We start from the raw sequence: 17,284 nt of genomic DNA on the forward strand, positions 1-17,284 counted from the left end.
AAGTTTGCCGCTAATTTGCACAATTCGTTTATTGCGTGATCTGCCGCGCAAATACTAAACAAAACTCTCAAAGCCCCTACATTTAACGTTTATGAGACATATTATTAACATCCTACAAGGAGAACAAAAGCCATGAGCCAAATACATAAACACGCTATTCCCGCAAACATTGCGGATCGTTGCCTGATAAACCCGGAGCAGTACGAAGAGAAATACCAGCAATCCGTTAACGAACCCGACACATTTTGGGGCGAGCAGGGAAAGATACTTGATTGGATCAAGCCGTACAGCCAGGTGAAGAACACCTCCTTCGCACCAGGCAACGTGTCGATTAAATGGTACGAAGACGGCACCCTGAACCTGGCCGCAAACTGCCTTGACCGTCATTTACAGGCAAATGGCGATCGCACCGCCATCATCTGGGAAGGCGATGACGCCACCCAAAGCAAAAACATTACTTATCGCGAACTGCATCGCGATGTTTGCCGTTTCGCCAATACGCTACTGGATTTAGGCATTAAAAAAGGCGACGTGGTGGCCATTTATATGCCGATGGTGCCGGAAGCGGCGGTTGCTATGCTGGCTTGCGCCCGCATTGGCGCGGTGCATTCGGTCATCTTCGGTGGTTTTTCACCAGAGGCGGTCGCCGGACGTATCATCGACTCCAATTCACGTCTGGTGATCACCGCCGACGAAGGCGTGCGCGCCGGCCGCGCCATCCCGCTGAAAAAGAACGTCGATGATGCGCTGAAAAACCCGAACGTGAAAACCGTTGAACATGTGGTCGTCCTCAAACGTACCGGTGGAAAAACGGAATGGCAGGAAGGCCGTGACTTGTGGTGGTCCGATCTTATCGAGAAAGCCAGCCCGGAACATCAGCCGGAAGAAATGAACGCGGAAGATCCGCTGTTTATCCTCTATACCTCCGGTTCAACCGGCAAGCCAAAAGGCGTACTGCATACCACCGGCGGATATCTGGTCTACGCCGCAACCACCTTTAAGTACGTGTTTGACTACCATCAGGGCGATATTTATTGGTGTACCGCTGACGTGGGTTGGGTAACCGGGCACAGCTACCTGCTGTATGGTCCGTTGGCCTGCGGCGCAACCACGCTGATGTTCGAAGGCGTGCCAAACTGGCCAACCCCGGCGCGTATGTCGCAGGTTGTGGACAAGCACCAGGTCAATATTCTGTATACCGCGCCGACCGCCATCCGCGCCCTGATGGCAGAAGGTGATAAAGCGATTGAAGGCACTGACCGCTCCTCGCTGCGTATCCTGGGTTCCGTTGGCGAGCCGATTAACCCGGAAGCATGGGAGTGGTACTGGAAGAAGATCGGCAACGAAAAATGCCCGGTCGTCGATACCTGGTGGCAGACCGAAACCGGTGGATTCATGATCACCCCGCTGCCGGGCGCCACCGAGCTGAAAGCGGGTTCCGCAACCCGTCCGTTCTTTGGCGTACAGCCTGCGATTGTCGATAACGAGGGTAATCCGCTGGAAGGCGCGACCGAAGGCAACCTGGTGATTACCGACTCGTGGCCGGGCCAGGCGAGAACGCTGTTTGGCGATCACGAACGCTTTGAGCAGACCTACTTTTCTACCTTCAAGAATATGTACTTCAGCGGCGATGGCGCGCGTCGTGACGAAGATGGCTATTACTGGATCACCGGTCGTGTGGACGATGTGCTGAACGTTTCTGGCCACCGTCTGGGAACGGCAGAAATCGAATCGGCGCTGGTGTCGCATCCGAAGATCGCCGAGGCCGCGGTGGTGGGTATTCCGCATAATATTAAAGGCCAGGCGATCTACGCCTACGTCACGCTGAATCACGGCGAAGAGCCGTCACCTGAGCTGTACGCCGAAGTGCGCAACTGGGTACGTAAAGAAATTGGTCCGCTGGCAACGCCAGACGTGCTGCACTGGACCGACTCACTGCCGAAAACCCGCTCCGGCAAAATCATGCGCCGTATTCTGCGTAAAATCGCGGCGGGCGATACCAGCAATCTGGGCGATACCTCGACCCTCGCCGATCCTGGCGTGGTAGAGAAACTGCTCGAAGAGAAGCAGGCCATCGCGATGCCATCATAACCACAACCGTGAAATGCCCGATGGTGCGCGGCTTATCGGGCCTACAAATCCTACCCCTACCCCTCCCCTGACCGGGAGGGAAAATATAATAACCCACCCCAAAGGATTTCGCGTTGCAGGAAGGCGGCAAGCGAGCGCATCCCCAGGAGCATAGTTCACTATGTGACTGAGGTGGGCGAGTGCGGCCAACACACTTGCAACGTGAAAGACGAAGGGGGCCTCTGGAGAACTCTGTGATGAATGACTCTATTTATCAGCGGATAGAAGACAGTGCGCGTTTCAGGGAGTTAGTTGAAAAAAGGCAACGGTTTGCCACCATTCTGTCCATCATCATGCTGGCAGTTTACATCAGCTTTATTTTACTGATTGCCTTTGCGCCTGGCTGGCTGGGTACGCCGCTACACGCGGGAACCAGCGTCACCCGGGGTATTCCGATTGGGGTCGGTGTGATCCTCATCTCCTTCATCCTGACCGGGATCTATATCTGGCGGGCAAACGGTGAATTCGACCGCCTGAACAATGCGGTTCTGCACGAGGTTAAAGCATCATGAAGAGAGTCCTGACGGCGCTTGCCGCCACGCTGCCCTTCGCCGCAAACGCGGCGGATGCTATTAGCGGTGCAGTCCAACGCCAGCCAACCAACTGGCAGGCGATTGTCATGTTCCTGATTTTCGTCATCTTTACGCTCGGTATTACTTACTGGGCGTCTAAGCGCGTACGTTCGCGTAATGACTACTACACCGCCGGCGGCAACATCACTGGTTTCCAGAACGGGCTGGCGATTGCGGGCGACTATATGTCGGCGGCATCGTTTCTCGGGATTTCCGCGCTGGTGTTTACCTCCGGTTATGACGGGCTGATCTATTCACTCGGCTTCCTGGTCGGCTGGCCAATTATCCTGTTCCTGATTGCTGAGCGTCTGCGTAACCTGGGTCGTTACACCTTTGCAGATGTTGCTTCTTATCGTCTGAAGCAAGGACCAATCCGTATTCTGTCGGCCTGTGGTTCTCTGGTGGTGGTCGCGCTGTATCTGATCGCCCAGATGGTGGGCGCAGGTAAGCTGATTGAGCTGCTGTTTGGTCTGAACTATCACATCGCCGTCGTACTGGTTGGCGTACTGATGATGATGTACGTCCTGTTTGGCGGCATGCTGGCGACCACCTGGGTACAGATCATCAAAGCCGTTCTGCTGCTGTTCGGCGCCAGCTTTATGGCCTTTATGGTGATGAAGCACGTCGGCTTTAGCTTCAACAACCTGTTCACCGAAGCAATGGCGGTACACCCGAAAGGTTCAGCCATTATGAGCCCGGGCGGACTGGTAAAAGATCCGATCTCCGCCCTATCGTTAGGTCTCGGCCTGATGTTTGGTACGGCAGGCTTGCCGCACATCCTGATGCGCTTCTTCACGGTCAGCGATGCCCGAGAAGCGCGTAAGAGCGTGTTCTATGCCACCGGTTTTATGGGTTATTTCTACATCCTGACCTTTATCATCGGCTTTGGCGCGATCATGCTGGTGGGCGCTAACCCGGCGTATAAAGACGCTGCTGGCGCGCTGATCGGCGGTAACAACATGGCGGCGGTTCACTTGGCAAATGCGGTGGGCGGCAACCTGTTCCTGGGCTTCATCTCAGCCGTGGCGTTTGCCACCATCCTGGCGGTGGTTGCAGGCCTGACGCTGGCGGGCGCATCGGCCGTTTCTCACGACCTGTATGCCAACGTGTTCCGTAAAGGCGCAACCGAACGTGAAGAACTGAAGGTGTCGAAAATCACCGTACTGGTGTTGGGCGTGATTGCCATCCTGCTCGGCGTGCTGTTTGAGAACCAGAATATCGCCTTCATGGTAGGTCTGGCGTTTGCTATCGCAGCCAGCTGCAACTTCCCGATCATTCTGCTCTCCATGTACTGGTCAAGACTGACCACGCGTGGCGCGATGTTGGGCGGCTGGTTAGGTCTGCTGACGGCGGTGGTGCTGATGGTGCTTGGCCCGACGATTTGGGTCCAGATCCTTGGTCACGAAAAAGCCATTTTCCCGTATGAATATCCGGCGCTGTTCTCCATCAGCGTAGCGTTCCTCGGGATCTGGTTCTTCTCTGCTACCGATAACTCAGAAGAAGGTAATCGCGAACGCGAGCAGTTCCGTGCCCAGTTCATCCGTTCCCAGACCGGGTACGGCGTAGAACAAGGTCGCGCGCACTAACCACTCCTCCTCATCCCCGGTCTGAACGACCGGGGCATTTTTTCAGAACATCACCATCGCGACCAGCGGCGCTACCAGCACCATCACCACGCCGGAAAGCATCATCACCAGGCTGGCGACCACGCCCTCCTGCTGGCCGAGCTCATAAGAGCGCGCCGTGCCCGCACCATGCGAGGCTGCGCCAAATCCTGCGCCTTTCGCCATCCCTTCCCGAATAGAAAGCCGTAAAAACAGTACATCGCCAACCGCCATACCAAATACACCGGTCACTACCACGAACAATGCCACCAGGTCTGGTTGCCCGCCCAACGGCTCTGCTGCTGCCAGCGCAAACGGCGTGGTGACGGAGCGCACCGCCAGGCTACGCTGGATTTCATCAGGCAACATAAACAGACGCGCCAGCCACACGGAACTGGTAACGGCCACCAGCGTTGCCGTCACCACGCCCGCCGTCAGTGACATCCAGTGCCGCTTAATCACGGCAAGGTTGTCATAGACCGGAACGGCAAAGGCGATGGTCGCAGGGCCTAACAGCCACAGCAGCCAGTGCGATTCACCAATATAGTTTTGCCAGGAGATATGCCCAAAGACCAGTATCAGGACCAGCAGCGCAGGAGTGAACACTAACGGCATCAGCGGTAATTTACGAAAACGGCGATACAGGCGCTTGTTGGCAAAATAGATGCCCAGCGTAATCACCAGACACAGCACGCTTAGCTGGAAATTACTCACGGTTTAGCCTGCTCATTTCATAGCGATACACTTTATCCACGACCCACGCCGTTGCGCCAAGCACCATCAACGTACTTAGCGCAATGACGGCAAATATGCGCCAACCATCGACCAACAACAGCTGCGTATAGTTGACGACAGCCACCACCGCCGGAACAAAAAACAGCAACATTTCAGCCAGTAACCAGCGAGCGCCTGCGCGAATCCAGTTCAACGGGATAACCCGGCAGACAATCAGCGCCAACATCAGCACCATCCCAACCAGGTTGGCAGGAAGCGGCAGATGCAACCAGGAGACAAGATATTGAGCAAATACAAATAGACCTGCGTACAACAGAACCTGAACGGGGATCTGGAGTCGATGAATAACGGCAGGCGTCACGCGGCTTATCGCCACAGCCATGAGGGTATGTCCTTAAAAAATAGAGAGCGCCAGTATAGAGAGCCCCCGTCCAGGACTGAAATGAATTAAACTCATTGCAGGCATAGTCTTAAGGAATAATCATGGATATCAGAACGCTGCGCTATTTTGTTGAGGTGGTTCGTCAGCAGAGCTTTACCCGCGCAGCGGAGAAGCTTTTTGTCACCCAGCCCACCATCAGCAAGATGTTGAAGAACCTTGAAGACGAGCTTAACTGCACGCTGTTAATCCGCGACGGTCGGCGACTGCTGTTAACCGACACCGGACAGGTTGTTTTCGAACGCGGCCTGGCGATCCTCGCCGAGTTTCGCCAGCTCGAAGCAGAACTCAGCGACATTAATCACCTCAACAAGGGAGTGCTGCGCCTCGGCATCCCGCCCATGGTCGGTATGTTGATGGCCGGGCCTATCAGCCTGTTTCGCCAGCGCTATCCCGGCGTGGAGCTGAAGGTATCTGAATTTGGAGGCTTAACCGTCCAGCAGGCGGTGATGAACGGCGATCTGGATGTCGCGATGACCGCGCTGCCGGTTGAAGAAGAGAGCGGCCTGGCGACCTTACCGCTTTTTAGCCATCCGCTCTGCGTGCTGGTCCCCCGTTCCGGTCAGTGGACAACGTGTGAATCCATTTCCCCCGAGGCGTTAGCGGAGCATCCCCTGCTTATCTATAACGAAGATTTCGCGTTGAGCCGTCAGCTGCTTGAGCTGTTTAACCAGCACAACGTCAAACCCCGCATCGCGGTACGCAGTGGGCAGTGGGATTTTCTGGCGGCGATGGTGCAAGCCGGAGTCGGGATCGCCATTTTACCGGAGCCGATTTGCCAGCGGTTGGATAAGCAGACGCTGCGCTGGATCCCTTTGGAGAGTGATTTACGCTGGCAGTTGGGCATGATTTGGCGCGAAGGTGTGTATCTGTCGCACAGCGCCCAGGCGTGGCTCAAATGCTGTGAAGGGTTCTGGCTAACGCAAGAGTCGTAACATGCCGGATGCGGCTTAACGCTTATCAGACCTACAATTGGATTCCGTAGGCCTGATAAGCGTAGCGCCATCAGGCACAACCGTTTATTCGTTCTCGATCAACAGCGCTTCCAGCAAATCCAGATCGTGCAGCAGTTTTTGCAGCGTTTCATTGCTGATTTCCCGCGTGGCGCGCAGGTGATAAAGTTCCGCGCGCTCGGAACGCAGGGCCGCCAGACGGAAACGCCGCTCGAGGTTTTCTTCCTGCATCGAGCTTTCTACGTCGTTGCGTCCGTCGGCGCGTCGACGCAGGTTACCGATGACGCGTGAACTCACCTCGGTGAGCAACTGATTGTCGATGTTCTCTTCGGTATCTGCGGCCAGACGCTCCTCCATTTTCTGGATGGCGACAATCGCCACTTCCGCCGTGGCAGCGCGGGCAATTCGTTCCTCTTTCTGCTGCTGCGAGTGGTCTGCCACTTCCAGGTGTTGCAGCAGAAGCGGCAGCATCACCACGCCAACAAACAGCGAGAACAGAATCACGCCCGCGGCAAGGAAGATCAGCTCATATCGCGCCGGGAAGCCGCTACCATCCGGTAACAGCAACGGAATAGAGAGCACACCGGCGAGAGTAATGGCCCCACGCACGCCCGCAAAGGAGGCGATCATGATTTCACGCGTCGTCCAGGAACCAAACTCCATCGGCTTTTTCTTCAGGAAGCGCAGGCTAAACTTCTTCATCGTCCACAGCCAGCCAAAACGTACCAGCATCAGCGCCACGTAAATCAGCACGATATCGGTAAACAGCATCCAGATTTCAACATTCGGATCGGCTTCTGCCGCCGCCAAAGAAGACTCCAGAATCCCCGGCAACTGCAGTCCTAACAGCAAGAAAACCATGCCGTTAAACACAAACTCCAGCATCGCCCAGGTGCTGTTAGCACGTAAACGCATCGCCAGCGGCGCCCGGCGCATTACCCCGGAACGGGTGATGGTCATCCCGGCTGCGACCGCCGCGAGGATGCCGGAAACACCGATGTGTTCCGCAATCAGGTAAGACGCAAACGGCAGCAGGAACAGCAGAACGATTTGCGTTGCCGGTTCATCACCACCCCAGCGGCTGAGAAAACGCAGGGAGCGCCCGTACAGCCAACTGACGACAAAACCGGCCAGGATACCGCCAATCGCTACCTTGAAGAACTCAAGCGTTGCGCCACCAACCGTAAACACCATCGTGCCCATCGCCACGGCGACGGCAAATTTCAGTGATACCAGACCGGAGGCGTCGTTCATCAACGCTTCGCCCTGCAGGATACCCATGATTTTCTTCGGTATGCGTCCCTCGCCCACTATGCCGGAAAGCGCAACGGCATCGGTTGGCGACAGGACAGCGGCCAGCGCAAAGGCCGGGATGAGAGGGATCCCCGGCACCAGCCAGTAAATCATAAAGCCAATCCCGACCACCGTGACCAGAACCAGCGCCAGCGCAAGGCCGAAGATCTCTCGCCCGTGCTCCAGAAACTCACGGGTTGGCGTCTTCCAGCCATCGGCGAAGAGCAGCGGCGGGATGAACAGAACCAGAAAAAGCTCAGGATCGAATTCCACATGCAAACCAAACGTCGGCCACGCCAGCAAGGCGCCGATGGCGATCTGCATAAGGGGTAAAGGGAGTTGGAATGGCAATACGCGAGTAAAAACCCCCGACAGCGAGACCACAAGGGTCATGATGAGTATGGTGAAAAAGATTTCCATGCGTTCCCTGTTTGCGATGTTTCTTATGATCAGTGATGAGAGGCGTCGTGCCTCAATTCTATCTACTTGAGAGTAACGCAAAAGACAACGAGAGTGTTGTGAAAATAAAAACGGGCGGCCAAAGCCACCCGTTTTCAGAATCTTCATCAAATGAGGATTAGATAGCCCAACCACCAGCGTAGAAGGCCACCAGCGCGATGGCGATGACCACTGTGCCGATGTTCAGTTTGCGCCATTCGCCAGAGACGATACGGCCAATCACCAGGGTAGCAAAGCCAATCATAATGCCGGTCACGATGTTACAGGTCAGCACGATAAATACGGCCGTTACCAGCCCCGCCATAGCGTCGACAAAGTCAGCAAAGTCGATTTTCGCTACGTTGCTCAACATCAGCAGGCCCACATACATCAGCGCAGGTGCCGTTGCATATACTGGTACAAGATAAGAGAGCGGAGAGAGGAACAGGATCAGCAGGAACAGTACGCCAACGGTGATCGCCGTCAGGCCGGTTTTGCCGCCTGCCGCCGTACCCGCTGCGGATTCAATATAAACCGCCGCCGGTGCAGCGCCCACCAGGCCAGAGAACACGCTGCTCAGGGAGTCGGTGGTCAGCGCTTTGCCGCCGTCAATAATCTGTCCGTCTTTATCCAGCAGATTCGCCTGTCCGGCTACCGCACGGATGGTTCCGGTCGCATCGAAGACAGCGGTCATGACCAGCGCCAGCACGCTCGGCAGTACGATTGGGTTTAGTGCGCCCATAATATCCAGGCTACCGATCAGCGAGTTGCCGTTTTCGTCGCTCAGAGACGGCATGGCAAAAATACCGGAGAAATGTACGGCCGGGTCGAAAATCAGACCCACTACGGAAATACCGATAATAGTCAGCAGGATGCCGCCCGGTACTTTCAGTTTTTCGAGGCCAATAATCACCGCCAGACCTACCAACGACATAATCACCGGGAAGGTATCGAAATCGCCCAGCGCAACCGGCAGGCCGTCCAGCGGGTTTTTAATAACCAGACCCACGCCGTTTGCCGCAATCAGCAGCAGGAACAGGCCGATACCAATCCCCGTACCGTGCGCAACACCCTGCGGTAGATTGCGCAGGATCCAGCTACGAATACCGGTCGCGGAAATGATGGTAAACAGGACACCCATCAGGAACACCGCACCCAGCGCAACAGGCACGCTGATATGTTGTCCCAGTACCAGGCTGAACGCGGTAAACGCCGTCAAAGAAATGGCGCAACCAATCGCCAGCGGCAGGTTTGCCCACAGGCCCATCACAATAGAACCGACGCCCGCGACCAGACAGGTTGCCACAAATACAGCGGCAGGCGGGAATCCGGCTTTACCCAGCATCCCCGGAACCACGATAACGGAGTAGACCATGGCCAGGAACGTCGTTAATCCGGCAACGACTTCCTGACGAACGGTACTGCCGCGGAGCGAAATTTTAAACCAGGCGTCGAGTGAACCGCCGGTACGCGCTGAAGGCGTAGACATAGAAAACATCCCCTGAGAGTTTATTTTTTCGTCATTATGCGTGCTGGACAATCCACTGCCTGCTAAACGTTTTCTCCATGTGCCAGGTTTGCGTCAATAGGGGTGTCGCAAAAAAGCAAACGTTTAGCTCCGCGCATAAAAAACGGGTGGTAAAAAAAAGCAAACGATTATCCAGCGATCATACGCTGGTTTTCAACTGAACTTTGCCGCTTTTTACTCATTTCTTCTTATAACGCACAATAAATAATCAGTCGATGCGCAAACGTTATCGTCAATGCGCAGTCTGGCAACAAAATTTGCGGAGTTATTACAACATCGGTGTGCCTTTTTCACGCAAACTTGCGCAAGAAAACCGGTGAAGATGCGGAAAATTTTTTGGCTAAAAAATCACCATTTCACTGGTAAATGGAGAGAGGTGGCTTACAATTACATTATCAACACAGACCGGAACCTCACCTAATGTGCTCGACTGAGGGGTGTTGATGTCGGGGGAAACCCTCCCGTGAACCAGCGGGATAGAGTGAAAGACAAAGACCGGAACCAAACTAAAGCGCCCTCTGTGGCGCTTTAGTTTTATATCCGTCCATCCATCAGATATTTCACATCAATCATCTTCCAGCAGACGCGCCCCGGTCCCCTTCTCGCCAAGCTGATCGCCTGGGTTACGCAACGGGCAATCGCTGCGCGACAAACAACCGCAACCAATACACCCATCCAGTTCATCGCGTAGCGCCACTAAAGTATGAATGCGTCGATCCAGCTCTTCACGCCATTGCGAAGAGAGCTGCTTCCACTCTTTAGCACTGAGCGAATGTCCTTCAGGTAATACGCCGAGCGCGTCACCAATCGTTGCCAACGGGATCCCGATGCGTTGAGCAATCTTGATAATCGCCACATAACGCAACACATCACGTCTGTATCGGCGCTGATTGCCGCTGTTGCGCATACTGCTGATTAACCCTTTGCTTTCATAGAAATGCAGGGTTGATACCGCTACGCCGCTACGCTTTGCGACTTCACCTGGCGTAAGCAGCGCTTTTATTCGGGGTAATTTCTTTTCCATAAATCGCTTTACCTCAAGTTAACTTGAGGAATTATACTCGCCCACAGACAAAACGACGAATCGAATACTGAAAAAGAGGCAGCCCTATGTCCCATCAGCAGATTATTCAGACCCTTATTGAATGGATTGACGACCATATCGATCAGCCGCTGAACATTGAGGCGGTGGCGAAAAAATCAGGTTACTCGAAGTGGTATTTACAGAGAATGTTCCGCACGGTGATGCGCCAGACGTTGGGTGACTATATCCGCCAGCGTCGACTCCTGCTGGCTGCTGTTGAACTGCGGACGACCGAGCGACCTATTTTCGATATCGCGATGGATCTTGGTTATGTATCACAACAAACCTTCTCACGCGTGTTTCGCCGCGAGTTTGATCGTACCCCTAGCGATTACCGCCACCGCCTGTAAGATTATTGCCCGCTCTGCGTCAGTATGGCGGGCGACCGTTGTATCCAGTGCATGAACTCCTGTGGCGGCAGCGCCTTCGCAAAATACCAGCCCTGACAATACTGTACGCCACGTTCGCGCAGCCACTCGATTTGCTCAACCGTCTCTACTCCTTCCGCAATCATCTTCAGGTGTAAGCTTTGCGCCATTTCGATGATATGTTCGGCAATCAGGTGACTGGTGCTGTTGGTGGACAACGTACTAATAAATGATTTGTCGATCTTCAGGATATCGATATTCAACGCGGATAAATTGTGTAGATTGGAATATCCCGTCCCAAAATCATCAAACGCCACTTCATAACCCGCCTGACGAAACGCCTGGATTACCGCGGTCATTTTATCTACATCAATAAAGCCGCGTTCCGTCACCTCGACTTTAATTTGCTGGGCCGCCACAGAGTACTCACGGTTTTTGTCGGTAATCAGGGCAATAAGTCGGGATGAATGAAAGTCAGAAGCAGAGAGGTTTATCGAGATATAAAGCTGAGGATGCGCCGAAAGAAAATATCCTAAATCGTTGAATACCTCTTCAATCACGTAATCCGTGATCCGCTCAATCATTCCCTCTTTTTCAGCCAGCGGAATAAACTCGGTTGGGCTCATTACTTCACCATCACAGCCCGGCCAGCGCAGCAGAGCCTCAGCCCCTACGCACTGACCGTTTTCGATATCAATGATCGGCTGGTAGTGCAGACACAGTTGACGTTTTTTGATTGCGCGTTTTAACAAGCGGCGGGGAGATAAGTATTCCTGACGCGTGCGCCACCACATTAACAGCATCAGGATGCTGCAGATAATCCCGAAAGGAATCGTTAACGCAGCCTCATGATAGAAAATCGAATGTATGCGTTTATCCGAGGTCGACACAATAATCGCAATCGGGCGTTTTTCTGAATGCACTTTGGTGTAGAAGCGATCGTCCAACTGGAAGGTTGAGGCTTCACCGTGCACCAACGGTAATAACTGCGCAATAGGCGCCCCTTCGCTGGCAGAGAAAAAAGTACCCGTTACCGTGTCATACACGCCCCAGGACAGGTCCGGGTCATCTGACATAACTTCGCTGTAAGATAATGGGTTGATGACGACAACGTAGTTTCCACGTTGCATATACGTCATTCTGTAGCCAGCGAAAAAGGGGGTATCGCGATAGTAATAGATGGAGATGTCCGGCGTACGTTTATAGTCGGCGGTCGGCATAATATAGGCGACTGGCGGCGCCATCGACGTAGAGCACAAAAAATGATCGCCCTGCGCATAAATTAGCTCGCTGATATATAAACGACCACGAATAATATCTAGCATATTTTTCTGATGTGCCGGGGTACACATCTTACCTTGATACAACAGGGCCATATCTCGCGCTAAATCAGCTTGTTGGATCACCAATTCAGTTTTATTTAACACCAGTTGCGCAAAAGAGCGAAGTTGATTACGGGTTTCGGACATTGCCCGGATTTGAGCAAACCATAACGCCAGCACCACGGGGAGCAATACCACCATGAATGTTCCGAGGAACTTCAGTATCTTGCGTCGCGCACTGTGATTCATGTCAGCCCTGTTTCCCTGTTTCGTATATGCCAGAACCCATTAAGGCAAGATGCTATAAACACCGACTGATTAAGTTGCATGAATCTATCAGTATTAGCAACAGACTTCTCTATGTAAAAGTCTGATAATAGTTGATGATGATATTATTTTTCCGTAAGGCAAACTTAAAGTTATGCTTATTTCATAACGTTATTATCCTCAAGGAGTAATTTTTTATAAGCACTATCCTGGCTTTATTTAAGAAATTCATTAGATTTTTTTAACGATTAATTTAGGATAAATAAAACAGGTAACAAAAATGCATCTTTAAGATTGATTATTTAGTATCGTTGCTTCCTTGAATATAACCACATATTTAACATGGTTATCATCCTGCAAAAAATACGCCCAACACTGGTGAACAAACGAGCACATGTGATATAGTTCACAAAAATCATGTAACAGAAACGATGTTTCATTCATGTTATTGCCCGTCGATAGCCAGAGTACTACACCCTCGGTGAACACCCCCGCGCTGTCCTGGGCATCCAGACTTTCTGAGGACGTTTTTCATGGCAACGATAACAACTGGCGTGGTTCTTCTGCGGTGGCAATTACTCAGTGCAGTGCTGATGTTTTTAGCCAGTACGCTCAATATCCGTTTTCGTAAATCAGATTATATTGGCCTGGCCGTCATTAGCAGCGGTTTAGGGCTGGTTTTTGCCTGCTGGTTTGCGACCGGATTACTCGGCATAACCCTGGTGGATATGTCCGCAATCTGGAAGAACATTGAAACCGTAATGGTTGAAGTGATGAGCCATACACCGCCAGACTGGCCGATGGTGTTGAACTGATAACAGAATTGCATATGGCTACCCCAGTTCTGAGGTAGCCATAATTTTCAGCGAAAAGCAGAAGGATTAGAACGGAATATCGTCGTCGAAATCCATCGGCGGCTCATTAGACGGCGCTGCCGGAGCCGACTGCTGCTGCGGGCGAGACTGCGCGCCGCCGCTGAACTGATTGCCACCTTGCGGCTGCTGAGGCTGACCCCAACCCCCCTGCTGCTGGCCGCCACCTGCCGGAGCCCCACCACCCTGACGACCGCCCAGCATTTGCATGGTGCCGCCAACGTTAACCACAACTTCAGTGGTGTACTTTTCTACGCCGGATTGATCGGTCCATTTGCGGGTACGCAGCTGACCTTCGATATAGACCTGGGAACCTTTACGCAGATATTCGCTGGCAACTTCCGCCAGTTTGCCGAACAGCACCACACGGTGCCATTCAGTCTGCTCTTTCATTTCGCCGGTCGCTTTATCACGCCAGGATTCGGAAGTAGCCAGCGTAATGTTGGCAACTGCGCCACCATTCGGCATATAGCGTACTTCCGGGTCCTGGCCCAGATTACCGACGAGAATCACCTTGTTTACGCCTCTGCTGGCCATGATTGTGTCTCCTGAAAAACGTTACTGAATAAGTGTAAGCGCGGGATTGTAGCATTTCCAATAGCGCTTTTACTACGTTGCGAGATCGATTCCAGTAAACAACCCCAGACAGACATTGTTGCACAGGCATCTGCGTTTTGCATTCCAATACTGTATATCCATTCAGGTCAGGTTGTGTCATAATTAACCGTTTGTGATCGCCGGTAGCACCATGCAGCCAGGCAAAAAAGCGTTTAATCCGGGAAAGATGAATGGATAAGATCGAAGTTCGGGGCGCCCGCACCCATAATCTCAAAAACATCAACCTCGTCATCCCGCGCGACAAGCTGATTGTCGTCACCGGGCTTTCGGGCTCAGGCAAATCTTCGCTCGCTTTCGACACCTTGTATGCCGAAGGGCAGCGTCGTTACGTTGAATCCCTTTCCGCGTACGCGCGTCAGTTTCTGTCGCTGATGGAAAAGCCGGATGTCGACCACATTGAGGGGCTGTCTCCCGCCATCTCAATTGAACAAAAATCGACATCCCACAACCCGCGATCCACGGTAGGTACGATTACCGAAATTCACGACTATCTGCGTCTGCTGTTTGCCCGCGTTGGCGAACCGCGCTGCCCGGATCACGATGTTCCCCTGGCGGCCCAGACCGTTAGCCAGATGGTGGACAACGTTCTGTCGCAGCCGGAAGGCAAACGTCTGATGCTGCTGGCGCCGGTGATTAAAGAGCGTAAAGGCGAGCATACTAAAACGCTGGAAAACCTGGCAGGCCAGGGCTATATCCGCGCCCGTATCGACGGTGAAGTGTGCGACCTTTCCGATCCGCCCAAGCTTGAACTGCAAAAGAAACACACTATTGAAGTGGTGATTGACCGCTTTAAAGTACGCGACGATCTCACCCAGCGACTGGCTGAATCCTTTGAAACCGCGCTGGAACTGTCCGGTGGTACGGCGGTGGTCGCCGATATGGACGATCCGAAAGCGGAAGAGTTGCTGTTCTCCGCCAACTTCGCCTGTCCGATCTGCGGCTACAGCATGCGCGAGCTGGAACCACGTCTGTTCTCGTTCAATAACCCAGCGGGTGCATGCCCGACCTGTGACGGTCTCGGCGTGCAGCAGTATTTCGATCCTGACCGGGTGATCCAAAATCCGGAACTGTCGCTGGCCGGTGGTGCTATCCGCGGCTGGGATCGCCGTAACTTCTATTACTTCCAGATGCTTAAGTCACTGGCGGAACACTATAAATTCGACGTTGAAGCCCCATGGGCCAGCCTGAACCCTGCCGTGCATAAAGTGGTGCTGTACGGTTCCGGTAAAGAGAATATCGAATTTAAATACATGAACGATCGCGGCGATACGTCCGTACGCCGCCATCCGTTCGAAGGCGTATTGCACAATATGGAGCGCCGTTATAAAGAGACGGAATCCAGCGCGGTACGTGAAGAATTAGCCAAGTTCATTAGCAACCGACCGTGCGCCAGCTGTGAGGGGACGCGTTTACGCCGGGAAGCCCGCCACGTATTTGTCGAAAATACGCCGCTGCCCGCGATTTCCGACATGAGCATCGGTCACGCCATGGATTTCTTCAACAACTTGAAGCTTGCGGGTCAGCGAGCGAAGATTGCAGAGAAAATTCTCAAAGAGATTGGCGATCGTCTGAAGTTCCTGGTCAACGTCGGCCTCAACTATCTGACGCTGTCGCGTTCAGCAGAAACGCTCTCCGGCGGCGAAGCCCAGCGTATTCGTCTGGCAAGCCAGATCGGCGCAGGTCTGGTCGGCGTAATGTACGTGCTGGATGAACCGTCTATCGGTCTGCATCAGCGCGATAACGAGCGTCTGTTGGGTACGCTTATCCACCTGCGTAATCTGGGCAATACCGTCATTGTGGTTGAGCACGATGAAGACGCGATTCGCGCCGCTGACCACGTCATCGACATCGGCCCCGGCGCGGGCGTTCACGGCGGCCAGGTGGTTGCCGAAGGTACGCTAAAAGATATCATGGCCGTGCCTGAGTCGCTGACCGGCCAGTACATGAGCGGTAAGCGCAAGATTGAAGTGCCGAAACAGCGCGTGGCGGCAGACCCGGAAAAAGTGTTGAAGCTGACCGGCGCGCGCGGTAACAACCTGAAAGATGTCACGCTGACGCTGCCGGTTGGTTTATTTACCTGCATTACCGGTGTTTCCGGTTCGGGTAAATCGACGCTAATTAACGACACGCTGTTCCCGATTGCGCAGACGGCGCTGAACGGCGCCACGCTGGCTGAACCCGCGCCATATCGTGATGTTCAGGGCCTGGAACATTTCGACAAAGTGATCGACATTGACCAAAGCCCGATTGGCCGTACGCCGCGCTCTAACCCGGCAACCTACACCGGCGTGTTTACGCCAGTGCGCGAACTGTTTGCCGGCGTGCCGGAGTCGCGTGCGCGCGGTTATACTCCGGGTCGTTTCAGCTTTAACGTCCGCGGCGGACGCTGTGAAGCTTGTCAGGGCGACGGCGTGATCAAAGTCGAAATGCACTTCTTACCGGATATCTACGTGCCGTGCGATCAGTGTAAAGGCAAACGCTATAACCGCGAAACACTGGAGATTAAGTACAAGGGCAAGACTATCCACGAAGTGCTGGATATGACGATTGAAGAGGCGCGTGAGTTCTTCGATGCCGTTCCGGCGCTGGCGCGTAAGCTGCAAACGCTGATGGACGTGGGTCTGACGTACATCCGACTGGGTCAGTCCGCCACCACGCTCTCGGGCGGTGAAGCGCAGCGCGTGAAGCTGGCGCGTGAACTGTCCAAACGCGGTACCGGGCAAACGCTGTATATTCTCGATGAACCGACCACCGGTCTGCATTTTGCGGATATTCAGCAACTGCTGGACGTGCTGCATCAGCTCCGGGATCAGGGCAACACCATCGTAGTGATTGAGCACAATCTGGACGTGATAAAAACCGCTGACTGGATTGTCGATCTCGGTCCGGAAGGCGGCAGCGGCGGCGGGGAAATTCTGGTTTCAGGCACACCAGAAACGGTCGCTGAGTGTGAAGCCTCACACACGGCCCGTTTCCTCAAACCACTGTTGTAATCATGCCGATGGCGCTACGCTTATCAGGCCTACAAAATATGCATAATTGCTTGTAGGCCGGATAAGGC

The 17,284-nt window shown here is 53.7% G+C and carries 14 protein-coding genes; 7 read left to right on the forward strand and 7 right to left on the reverse strand.

The window, feature by feature from the left end:
• Window positions 1-132 precede the first annotated feature (132 nt).
• The 3 genes from acs to actP all read left to right on the forward strand — a co-directional run bounded on the left by acs (window position 133) and on the right by actP (window position 4,288).
• On the forward strand, window positions 133-2,091 hold the full coding sequence (gene acs / locus O6D90_RS21760; protein ID WP_016155371.1) for an acetate--CoA ligase: 1,959 nt from the start codon (window positions 133-135) through the stop codon (window positions 2,089-2,091).
• A gap of 236 nt (window positions 2,092-2,327) precedes the next feature.
• Window positions 2,328-2,642, forward strand: a complete 315-nt coding sequence (locus O6D90_RS21765; RefSeq protein WP_016155370.1) for a DUF485 domain-containing protein — start codon at window positions 2,328-2,330, stop codon at window positions 2,640-2,642.
• Window positions 2,639-4,288 (forward strand): cation/acetate symporter ActP, encoded by a 1,650-nt coding sequence (actP, locus tag O6D90_RS21770; RefSeq protein WP_016155369.1) that lies wholly within the window; start codon window positions 2,639-2,641, stop codon window positions 4,286-4,288. Before O6D90_RS21765 ends, actP begins: the two co-directional genes overlap by 4 nt.
• A 42-nt stretch (window positions 4,289-4,330) precedes the next feature.
• Here actP and O6D90_RS21775 read toward each other — a convergent pair whose 3' ends face one another.
• A complete protein-coding gene (locus tag O6D90_RS21775) occupies window positions 4,331-5,020 on the reverse strand; it encodes an LrgB family protein (protein ID WP_016155451.1) in 690 nt (229 codons plus the stop codon).
• Complete coding sequence (locus tag O6D90_RS21780; RefSeq protein WP_016155367.1) at window positions 5,013-5,423, reverse strand: CidA/LrgA family protein; 411 nt, start codon at window positions 5,421-5,423, stop codon at window positions 5,013-5,015. Before O6D90_RS21780 ends, O6D90_RS21775 begins: the two co-directional genes overlap by 8 nt.
• A 101-nt stretch (window positions 5,424-5,524) precedes the next feature.
• Between O6D90_RS21780 and O6D90_RS21785 the strand changes: the two genes are divergently transcribed.
• Window positions 5,525-6,415 carry a LysR family transcriptional regulator gene (locus O6D90_RS21785; protein ID WP_016155366.1) on the forward strand — a complete coding sequence of 297 codons (891 nt, stop codon included), beginning with the start codon at window positions 5,525-5,527 and terminating at the stop codon, window positions 6,413-6,415.
• A gap of 84 nt (window positions 6,416-6,499) precedes the next feature.
• On the opposite strand, the gene O6D90_RS21790 is transcribed toward O6D90_RS21785, so the two are convergent.
• From O6D90_RS21790 to soxR, 3 genes are all read right to left on the reverse strand, one after another.
• Window positions 6,500-8,146 carry a Na+/H+ antiporter gene (locus O6D90_RS21790; protein ID WP_016155450.1) on the reverse strand — a complete coding sequence of 549 codons (1,647 nt, stop codon included), beginning with the start codon at window positions 8,144-8,146 and terminating at the stop codon, window positions 6,500-6,502.
• Between the two features lie 157 nt (window positions 8,147-8,303).
• Window positions 8,304-9,653, reverse strand: coding sequence for a guanine/hypoxanthine transporter GhxP (gene ghxP, locus O6D90_RS21795; protein ID WP_016155449.1), 1,350 nt, complete (start codon window positions 9,651-9,653; stop codon window positions 8,304-8,306).
• Between the two features lie 604 nt (window positions 9,654-10,257).
• Complete coding sequence (soxR, locus tag O6D90_RS21800; protein WP_016155363.1) at window positions 10,258-10,716, reverse strand: redox-sensitive transcriptional activator SoxR; 459 nt, start codon at window positions 10,714-10,716, stop codon at window positions 10,258-10,260.
• An 86-nt stretch (window positions 10,717-10,802) separates the two neighbouring features.
• On the opposite strand from soxR, the gene soxS reads away from it, so the two are divergent.
• Complete coding sequence (soxS, locus tag O6D90_RS21805; protein ID WP_016155362.1) at window positions 10,803-11,126, forward strand: superoxide response transcriptional regulator SoxS; 324 nt, start codon at window positions 10,803-10,805, stop codon at window positions 11,124-11,126.
• 2 nt (window positions 11,127-11,128) lie between these two features.
• Here the strand turns inward: soxS and O6D90_RS21810 are convergent, their stop codons facing one another.
• Window positions 11,129-12,715, reverse strand: coding sequence for an EAL domain-containing protein (locus tag O6D90_RS21810; protein ID WP_016155448.1), 1,587 nt, complete (start codon window positions 12,713-12,715; stop codon window positions 11,129-11,131).
• 551 nt (window positions 12,716-13,266) lie between these two features.
• Between O6D90_RS21810 and O6D90_RS21815 the strand changes: the two genes are divergently transcribed.
• Complete coding sequence (locus O6D90_RS21815; RefSeq protein WP_016155360.1) at window positions 13,267-13,548, forward strand: YjcB family protein; 282 nt, start codon at window positions 13,267-13,269, stop codon at window positions 13,546-13,548.
• A 66-nt stretch (window positions 13,549-13,614) separates the two neighbouring features.
• Here O6D90_RS21815 and ssb1 read toward each other — a convergent pair whose 3' ends face one another.
• Window positions 13,615-14,142 carry a single-stranded DNA-binding protein SSB1 gene (gene ssb1 / locus O6D90_RS21820; protein ID WP_016155359.1) on the reverse strand — a complete coding sequence of 176 codons (528 nt, stop codon included), beginning with the start codon at window positions 14,140-14,142 and terminating at the stop codon, window positions 13,615-13,617.
• A gap of 251 nt (window positions 14,143-14,393) precedes the next feature.
• Between ssb1 and uvrA the strand changes: the two genes are divergently transcribed.
• Complete coding sequence (gene uvrA, locus O6D90_RS21825) at window positions 14,394-17,216, forward strand: excinuclease ABC subunit UvrA (RefSeq protein ID WP_016155358.1); 2,823 nt, start codon at window positions 14,394-14,396, stop codon at window positions 17,214-17,216.
• Window positions 17,217-17,284: the final 68 nt, after the last annotated feature.

Origin of the sequence: Citrobacter sp. 21OH12SH02A-Citro (assembly GCF_027919895.1) — a bacterium.
GTDB classification, from domain to species: Bacteria; Pseudomonadota; Gammaproteobacteria; order Enterobacterales; family Enterobacteriaceae; genus Citrobacter; species Citrobacter braakii.